This window comes from Nonomuraea sp. ZG12 (assembly GCF_052068115.1).
In the GTDB taxonomy this organism is placed as follows: domain Bacteria; phylum Actinomycetota; class Actinomycetes; order Streptosporangiales; family Streptosporangiaceae; genus Nonomuraea.
The window spans coordinates 21899-29697 of the sequence record NZ_JBQHCW010000050.1 but is presented as its reverse complement, the minus strand read 5'-3'; the positions used below and the strand labels follow the sequence as shown (position 1 = coordinate 29697).

Below are 7799 nucleotides of genomic sequence, written 5' to 3'. Positions count from 1 at the left end.
GCACCCAGAACGGCGAACCCAGCCCCACCATGACCGAGATGGCCCGCAAGATCACCACAGCCCTCGACGCCGCCTGATCGCCACCCATGCCCCATGGCCCTCCCGGACCCATGACACGGCGGCGTGCGGGGCCGAGCCCGTTCATGAGAACGGGCTCGGCTCGCTTGTGAGAACGGGCTCGACGTAGGCTTCCCAAGGAGCTGAACATCTGTTTAGTATGCTGTTCGTGCGTTCAGACAGTGACGTGCCTGCGGGCCATCGCGGCCCGTCCATCGAGTCGTCGAGATCCTGGAGTCGCGAGTATGAGCACCATCGAGCCGGAGATCTTCGGCCTGCTGGCCGCGTCCGACCGGGACGCGTTCCTGACCGGCCTGGCCGAGGGCGGGCCGGTCCGTCGTGGCCGGTACGTGGACGGCACCCCGATCTGGCTGGTCACCGGCTACGACGAGAGCGTGGCCGCGCTGACCGATCCGCGTTTCAGCAGCGACGTCACCAAGCAGTCGAAGCTGGACGTGGCGTCGGCGGCCGGGCTGCCCGCCGACGTGGCCCCGTACCTGATGCGCACCCTGGGCGCCTACGACCCGCCGGACCACACGCGGCTGCGGCGGCTGGTGTCGCGCGAGTTCACCGCCCGCCGCGTGGAGTCGCTGCGCCCGCGCATCCAGGAGATCGCCGACGCGCTGCTGGACGGCCTGCCGGGCGAGTTCGACCTGATCGAGCGGTTCGCGTACCCGCTGCCCATCCAGGTCATCTGCGAGCTGCTCGGCGTGCCGGCGCGTGACCGCGACACCTGGCGTACATGGGCCGCCGACCTGACAGCCCCCGACCTGGGCCGGATCGCGTCGGGGGCCCGGGGGCTGGTCGCGTACATGACCGAGCTGGTCGGGGCCAAGCGCGCGAGCGGTGCGGACGACCTGCTGTCGGCGCTGGCCGGTGTCCAGGAGGGCGACGGCGACCGGCTGGCCGACGAGGAGCTGATCGCGCTGTCGATCAGCATGCTGATCGCCGGCCACGAGACCACCGTCGCCCTCATCAGTCAGAGCGTCCGGCTCCTGCTCACCCGCCCGGACCTGCTGGCGCGCCTGCGCGCCGATCCGGACGCCGTCCCGGCGGCCGTGGAGGAGTTCCTGCGCGTGACCGGGCCGGCCGAGATCGCGGTCATGCGCTACACGCTCCAGCCGGTGGAGCTCGGCGGCGTGAGCATCCCGGCGGGCGAGCCGGTGCAGGTGGTGTACGCGGCGGCCAACCGCGACCCGCGCCGCTTCGCACGACCCGCCCTGCTGGACGCCACTCGCGCCGACAACGCGCACCTGGGCTTCGGCCACGGCATCCACTACTGCCTCGGAGCCGCCCTGGCCCGCGCCGAGACCCAGATCGCGCTGCGCGGCCTGCTGACCCGCTTCCCCGATCTCGCGCTCGCCGTGCCACCGTCAGAGATCAGCTGGCGACCGGGCATGGCACGGGCCCTGAACGCGCTCCCCGTCCGCACGACACCGCTCCGCGAAGGGTGTCCTATTTAGATGTGCCTCTAATTTGACATCCCTCTAATCATGTTGCAGGCTTTCTCTTGCTTAGATGTTCTTCTATTCAGGAGTCATCGATCGCCACCCGTACTCACCTCTGATGTACCGCTGAGCCTGGAGAAACAGTCATGAGCGACGGATGTTGCGGCCCTGCCGCGATCGAGATCGAGCAGTTCACCACCCCGGCCACCCAGTCAGCGCCGTCCGGCCCGGTCGTGGTGATCGGCGGCGGCCCCGTCGGCCTGGCCGCCGCCGCCCACCTGGCCGAGCGCGGCCAGGACTTCCTGGTCCTGGAGGCCGGCGAGCAGGTGGCCGCCTCGGTCGCCCAGTGGGGTCACGTCCGGGTGTTCAGCCCGTGGAAGTTCGACATCGACGCCGCCGCCAAGCGGCTGCTGGAGGCCGGCGGCTGGAGCGAGCCGGACCCCGAGTGGCTGCCCACCGGCGCCGAGCTGATCTCGGACTATCTCGCCCCGCTGGCCGAGCTCTTCGGTGACCGGGTACGGCTGGGCGCCAGAGTGAGCGCGATCAGCCGCCTCGGCTACGACCGGGTCCGGACCAACGGCCGCGAGAACGTCCCGTTCCTGATCCGCCTCGACGACGGCGAGGAGCTGCGGGCCGGTGCGATCATCGACGCCTCCGGCACCTACACCAGCCCGAACGTGCTGGGCGCCGGCGGCCTGCCCGCCCACGGCGAAGCGGCGGCGAGCCGGCTGGTCGACCACGCGCTCCCCGACGTGCTCGGCGCCGACCGTGACCGCTACGAAGGCCGGCACACCCTGGTCGTAGGCGCCGGCCACTCGGCGGCCACCACCCTGCTCGCCCTGGCCCAGTTGGAGGACGCCCGGATCACCTGGGCGATTCGCGGGGGCAGCGCAGGGCGTGCCTATGGCGGCGGCGCGGCCGACGCGCTGCCCGCCCGCGGCGCGCTCGGCACCCGCCTGCGCGCCCACGTCGAGTCCGGCCGCATCCAGCTGCTGACCGGCTTCTTCGTCCACTCCGTCACCCGCGACGGCGACCAGGCGACCGTGGTCAGCCGTGACCCGTCCGGCGCGGAGCAGTCGGTCACCGTGGACCGCATCGTGGCCGCGACCGGCTACCGCCCGGACCACTCCATCGCCTCCGAGCTGCGCCTGGACCTGGACCCGATCCTCGGGTCGACCCGGCCGCTGGCCCCGCTGATCGACCCCAACCAGCACTCCTGCGGCACGGTCCCCGCCCACGGCGTCGACGAGCTGTCCCACCCCGAACCGGGCTACTACGCGGTCGGCGTCAAGAGCTACGGCCGCGCCCCGACGTTCCTGATGGCCACCGGCTACGAGCAGGTCCGCTCGGTCGTCGCGGCCATCGCGGGCGACTGGGAGGCGGCCTGCGAGGTGCGGCTCGACCTGCCGGAGACCGGCGTGTGCTCCGCCAACCTCGCCGAGGCCCAGGAGCAGCGCGTCGGCCTGGCCACCGGCATCAGCGGCGGCCTGCTCGCCACCCCACTGCCGCTCGCCACCGTGGGCGCCGCCAACGACGGCGGCGGCTGCTGCGGCTGAAAGCAGGATCGACATGTCAGACGGCTGCCCCACCGCCGCCCACTCCGGCGCCCCGGGGTGAGCTCCGCCTCCCCGACCGCCGCTCCTGACGCCAGGGGCGGCGGTCAGCCGCGTTCCGGTCACGGCCGGCGCATCGTCGCCGCGCTGGCCGTCACTCAGACCATCGGGTACGGCGTGCTGTACTACGCCTTCTCCGTCTTCCTCGCGCCGATGGCTCGGGACCTGCACGCCACCAACGCCCAGATCGCCGCCGCGCTGACCCTCTCGATCCTGATCGCCGCGCTCTGCGCCCCGCTGGTCGGCCGCCGGCTGGACGCCCGCGGTGGCCGTGGCCTCATGACCGCCGGGTCGCTGCTCGGCGCGGTCGCCGTGCTGGCCTGGTCGCGGGTGGAGAGCGTGCCGCAGCTGTACGCCGTCTTCGCCGCGATCGGCGTCGCGTGCGCGATGGTGTTGTACGAGGCGGCCTTCGCCGTCATCGTCAGCTGGTTCGACGGCCCTTCCCACGCGCGGAGCCGGGCCAACGCGCTGCTGGCGGTCACCGTCGTCGCCGGCTTCGCCTCCGCGATCTTCCTGCCGCTCACCGGCCTGCTGGTGGAGTGGTACGGCTGGCGGCATGCCGTCGTCGTCCTGGCCCTGATCTACGGCTTGGCCGCCATCCCCCTGCACGCGCTCGTCCTGCGTCGCCGTAGCCATGCCAGGCAGGCGCCCGCCCGAGCGCGGGAGCGTGCCGAGATCGTCAGGGCGGCCACGCGCCGGCGGCCGTTCTGGCTGCTGGTGATCGCCTTCACCGCCAACGGCGGCGCGGTGGCCGTGATGGCGGTCCTGCTCATCACCTACCTCGTCCATCTGGGCCATTCGCCGGTCCTGGCCGCCACTCTGGCCGGCCTCCTCGGCGTACTGTCGGTCACCGGACGGCTCATCGCCACCGGCCTGCAGACCCGCATGCCCGCCGCGCTCATCGCGGCCACGATCTTCGCCTTCCAGGGCGTCGCCGCCGTGCTCCTGCCGCTGGTCGGGCGGACGGTGCCGGGCGCGATCGGCGCTGTGCTGCTGTTCGGGCTGGGCTTCGGCATCGCCTCCATCACCCTGCCGCACCTGCTGGTCGGCCGGTACGGCACCGCCGCTTACGCCTCGTTGGCGGGCCGGATCGCCGCCTTCGCCGTCGCCGACAAGGCCCTGGCCCCGCTGGGAGCGGTCGTGCTCGCGCAGGCGGCAGGCTATGTCTGGGTGATGGGCGCGGTGGCCACGGCCTGCGTGATCGCCGCGTTGGCCTTGGTCGCCTACCATCGCGTATAATTTCGATGGATTTCGAATTAAGGGGTGCCGCATGACCGCCGTCACGATCCAGTGCTGCGCGCCGATCGCGCGAGAGCCGCTGTCGGAGACCGACGCCGCCGAGCTCGCCGTCATGCTCAAGGCCGTCGCCGACCCCGTACGGCTGCGCCTGCTGTCGATGATCGGCTCCCACGCCGGCGGCGAGGCCTGCGTGTGCGACCTCACCGACGCCTTCGACCTGACCGCCCCCACGATCTCCCACCACCTCAAGGTGTTGCGCACGGCGGGCCTGATCGACGGCGAACGACGCGGCACCTGGGTCTACTACCGGATCGTCCCCGAGGCGGTGAACAAGCTGGGCGCCCTGTTCGCGCCGCTGACCGAGCCCGTGCCCAGCAGGCCGGGTGAGCTGGAGCTCACCCCTGTGTGACCGCTGGACCGCGCGAACCGCTCATGCCGGGAGCAACTCGCTGACGAGCCGCTCGATTCGAGCCCGGATGTCATCGCGGATCTCCCGTACGGCCTCGATGCCCTGACCGGCCGGATCGTCCAGCTTCCAGTCCTCATACCGCTTGCCCGGGAAGATCGGGCAGGCGTCGCCGCAGCCCATGGTGATGACCACGTCGCTGGCCTGGACGGCCTCGGGCGTAAGGATCTTGGGCTGCCGGCCGGTGATGTCGATGCCCACCTCGCGCATGGCCTCGACGGCGACGGGGTTGATCCGGTCGGCGGGCGCGGATCCGGCTGAGCGGACTTCGATGCGGTCCCCGGCCAGGTGGGTGAGCCAGCCGGCGGCCATCTGGGAGCGGCCGGCGTTGTGGACGCAGACGAACAGGACGCTAGGCATGGGTGGGCTCCTCGCTGAACAGGCGTCGGCCCCACAGGCTGACGTAGACCAGGGCGACCAGGACGGGCACCTCGATGAGCGGGCCGACGACGCCGGCGAGCGCCTGGCCGGAGGTGACGCCGAAGACGCCGACCGCGACCGCGATGGCCAGCTCGAAGTTGTTGCCGGCCGCGGTGAAGGCGAGCGTGGTGGTGCGGTCGTACCCGAGTCCGATGGCGCGTCCGGCCAGGAACGAGCCGCCCCACATGAGCGCGAAGTAGGCCAGCAGCGGCAGCGCGATGCGGGCCACGTCCAGGGGCCGCTCGCTGATCGTCTGCCCCTGCAGGGCGAACAGGATGACGATGGTGAACAGCAGGCCGTACAGCGCGATCGGGCCGATCCTCGGCAGGAAGCGGGTCTCGTACCACTCCCGGCCCCTGGACCTCTCACCGAGCTTGCGGGACAGGTACCCGGCCAGGAGGGGGATGCCGAGGAATATCAGTACGTACTGGGCGATGTCCCACATCGAGACGTCCAGGGCCGCCTCCGCCAGGCCGAGCCAGCCGGGCAGGACCTCCAGGTAGAACCAGCCCAGCACGCCGAAGGCGATCACCTGGAAGACGGAGTTGATGGCGACCAGGACGGCGGCGGCCTCGCGGTCGCCGCAGGCCAGGTCGTTCCAGATGAGCACCATGGCGATGCACCGGGCCAGCCCGACGATGATCAGACCGGTGCGGTACTCGGGCAGGTCCGGCAGCAGGGCCCAGGCCAGCGCGAACATCAGCGCCGGGCCGGCGATCCAGTTCAGCACCAGGGACGCCACCAGCATGCGACGGTCACCGGTGACCGTGTCGAGCCGGTCGTAGCGGACCTTGGCCAGCACCGGATACATCATCAGCAGCAGGCCGAGCGCGATGGGCAGCGAGATCTCGCCGACCTTCACCGCTTCCAGCGCCGTGTCCAACCCGGGCACCAGCCGCCCGAGCAGAAGCCCGGCCGCCATCGCCAGGCCGATCCACACCGGCAGGAACCGGTCCAGCGTGGACAACCCGCCGACCACACCTGAGCTCTTGGCCGGGACAGTCGTGGACGACATCCAGCCTCCTAGACCGTGGCGGGCGTGCTGAGCAGTGCCGACAGGTCGGCGAGCGTCTCGGGCACCAGCCGGTAGTAGACCCAGGAGGCACGCCGGTCGGAGGTGAGCAGGCCGACCTCCTTGAGCACCTTCAGGTGATGGCTGATCGTCGGCTGGGACAGCTCGAAGGCGTCGGTGATGTCACAGACGCACACCTCGCCACCTTCACGGCTGGCCACGATCGACAGAATGCGCAGCCGTACGGGATCGCCCAGTGCCCTGAACACCCGCGCCACCCCCGCGGCCTGCTCGGCGTCGAGCGGTTCGCGTGCCAGCGGCGGGCTGCACTCCAGGAGTTCGAGCAGTTCCATGCGATCTCCCCGTATAGACCTCGGTCGAAGTCGACTCCTGTCTATATTGACATACATCTATTCACGCTCGTGGCACTGGGTCAGGTCGGAGTAGCGCCGCCGCAGCCCATGGTGATCGCGACGATCTCCTCGGTCCACGGCTTGGGGTACTCGCGTGAGACGTCGATGCCGCGCGCGGCCGTCATTGAAGTGAATACTTGATTGACTGATATTCAATGACTTATATTCAACGAAGTCGACGCGTCAACCTTCGACACCGTCGGAGAGAGTCGCGGCATGGCACTCCACCAGCCGCTCCCGGACAGGGATGACCCTGTGTGGACGGCCGCCAACGGCTTCGTCGTCCGTAAGGACGCAGGAAAGGAGCTCGCCATGGGGCGAGTAGTAGGAAAGACGGCGTTGGTCACCGGCGGCGCGATGGGGATGGGCGGCGCGGTCGTCCGGCGGCTCGTCGCCGAGGGCGCGAACGTGGTCATCGCCGACGTGAACGTCGCCGCGGCGCAGGCCCTCGCCGACGAACTCGGACCAAATGCCATCATCGAGAAGCTCGACGTCCGGTCTCCGGAGGAGTGGGCCCGGGTCGTCGACCGGACCGAAACGCGGTTCGGCTCCGTCGACATCCTGGTCAACAATGCGGGCATCGCGGATCCGGCTCCCCTGGAGCAGTGGGACGCCGCGCGGCTGCAACGCACGCTGGATGTGAACCTGATCGGTGTCTTCAACGGTATCCAGGCCGTGGTCCCGGTCATGAAACGGGCCGGCGGTGGATCGATCGTCAACATCGGTTCCGTCGGAGCGTTGCAGGGGGTGCCCAGGATGTCCGGCTACGTCGTCTCCAAGTGGGCGGTCCGTGGCCTGACCAAGACCGCCGCGCTGGAGTTGGGCGCGTATGGGATCCGAGTGAATGCCGTCCACCCCGGGCAGATCAAGACCCCGATGACCGCCGGCGTCACTTTCGACACCAGCAACGTCGCGCTGGGCCGGGTCGGCGAGCCGGATGACATTGCCGGGATCGTGCTCTTCTTCGCCGGCGACGACGCCCGGTTCGTCACCGGCAGTGAGGTGGCCGGCGACGGCGGACAGATCGCCGGCCAGGCCGACTACCAGGGCCTGCCTCAGTAGCACCACTGTGGCGCGGGATCTCGGACGGTCACCGCACGATCGTCGGTGGGCGCTCATGACATCGGGTGC

At 70.6% G+C, this 7799-nt stretch carries 8 protein-coding genes; 5 read left to right on the top strand and 3 right to left on the bottom strand.

Features of this window, described 5'->3' with window-relative positions; translation table 11 throughout:
* Window positions 1-302 precede the first annotated feature (302 nt).
* The 4 genes from ACTMTF_RS48345 (at window position 303) to ACTMTF_RS48330 (ending at window position 4766) form a co-directional block, all read left to right on the top strand.
* Window positions 303-1520 (top strand): cytochrome P450 family protein, encoded by a 1218-nt coding sequence (locus ACTMTF_RS48345; RefSeq protein ID WP_441116851.1) that lies wholly within the window; start codon window positions 303-305, stop codon window positions 1518-1520.
* Between the two features lie 131 nt (window positions 1521-1651).
* Window positions 1652-3061: an FAD-dependent oxidoreductase gene (locus ACTMTF_RS48340; protein ID WP_441116849.1), complete on the top strand. Its 1410-nt coding sequence runs from the start codon at window positions 1652-1654 to the stop codon at window positions 3059-3061.
* A 57-nt stretch (window positions 3062-3118) separates the two neighbouring features.
* Window positions 3119-4357: an MFS transporter gene (locus ACTMTF_RS48335; RefSeq protein ID WP_441116848.1), complete on the top strand. Its 1239-nt coding sequence runs from the start codon at window positions 3119-3121 to the stop codon at window positions 4355-4357.
* A gap of 31 nt (window positions 4358-4388) precedes the next feature.
* Window positions 4389-4766: a metalloregulator ArsR/SmtB family transcription factor gene (locus ACTMTF_RS48330; protein ID WP_441116847.1), complete on the top strand. Its 378-nt coding sequence runs from the start codon at window positions 4389-4391 to the stop codon at window positions 4764-4766.
* A 21-nt stretch (window positions 4767-4787) separates the two neighbouring features.
* Here the strand turns inward: ACTMTF_RS48330 and ACTMTF_RS48325 are convergent, their stop codons facing one another.
* Genes ACTMTF_RS48325 through ACTMTF_RS48315 form a run of 3 tightly spaced genes read right to left on the bottom strand, consistent with a single transcriptional unit; the run spans window position 4788 to window position 6608 of the window.
* Window positions 4788-5183 (bottom strand): arsenate reductase ArsC, encoded by a 396-nt coding sequence (locus ACTMTF_RS48325; protein ID WP_441116846.1) that lies wholly within the window; start codon window positions 5181-5183, stop codon window positions 4788-4790.
* Complete coding sequence (gene arsB, locus ACTMTF_RS48320) at window positions 5176-6258, bottom strand: ACR3 family arsenite efflux transporter (protein WP_441116845.1); 1083 nt, start codon at window positions 6256-6258, stop codon at window positions 5176-5178. Before arsB ends, ACTMTF_RS48325 begins: the two co-directional genes overlap by 8 nt.
* Before the next feature lie 8 nt (window positions 6259-6266).
* The gene (locus ACTMTF_RS48315; RefSeq protein ID WP_441116844.1) at window positions 6267-6608 is read right to left on the bottom strand and encodes an ArsR/SmtB family transcription factor; all 342 of its coding nucleotides are present in this window, start codon (window positions 6606-6608) and stop codon (window positions 6267-6269) included.
* Window positions 6609-6980: 372 nt separating this feature from the next.
* On the opposite strand from ACTMTF_RS48315, the gene ACTMTF_RS48310 reads away from it, so the two are divergent.
* Complete coding sequence (locus ACTMTF_RS48310; RefSeq protein WP_441116853.1) at window positions 6981-7730, top strand: glucose 1-dehydrogenase; 750 nt, start codon at window positions 6981-6983, stop codon at window positions 7728-7730.
* The last annotated feature ends 69 nt before the right edge of the window (window positions 7731-7799 follow it).

Excerpts from the sequence above, each read along its gene's own strand:
- ACTMTF_RS48310 (WP_441116853.1), top strand. The coding sequence starts at position 6,981 with ATGGGGCGAGTAGTAGGAAAGACGGCGTTGGTCACCGGCGGCGCGATG.
- ACTMTF_RS48340 (WP_441116849.1), top strand. The coding sequence starts at position 1,652 with ATGAGCGACGGATGTTGCGGCCCTGCCGCGATCGAGATCGAGCAGTTC.
- ACTMTF_RS48315 (WP_441116844.1), bottom strand. The coding sequence starts at position 6,608 with ATGGAACTGCTCGAACTCCTGGAGTGCAGCCCGCCGCTGGCACGCGAA.
- ACTMTF_RS48325 (WP_441116846.1), bottom strand. The coding sequence starts at position 5,183 with ATGCCTAGCGTCCTGTTCGTCTGCGTCCACAACGCCGGCCGCTCCCAG.
- ACTMTF_RS48330 (WP_441116847.1), top strand. The coding sequence starts at position 4,389 with ATGACCGCCGTCACGATCCAGTGCTGCGCGCCGATCGCGCGAGAGCCG.
- arsB (WP_441116845.1), bottom strand. The coding sequence starts at position 6,258 with ATGTCGTCCACGACTGTCCCGGCCAAGAGCTCAGGTGTGGTCGGCGGG.
- ACTMTF_RS48345 (WP_441116851.1), top strand. The coding sequence starts at position 303 with ATGAGCACCATCGAGCCGGAGATCTTCGGCCTGCTGGCCGCGTCCGAC.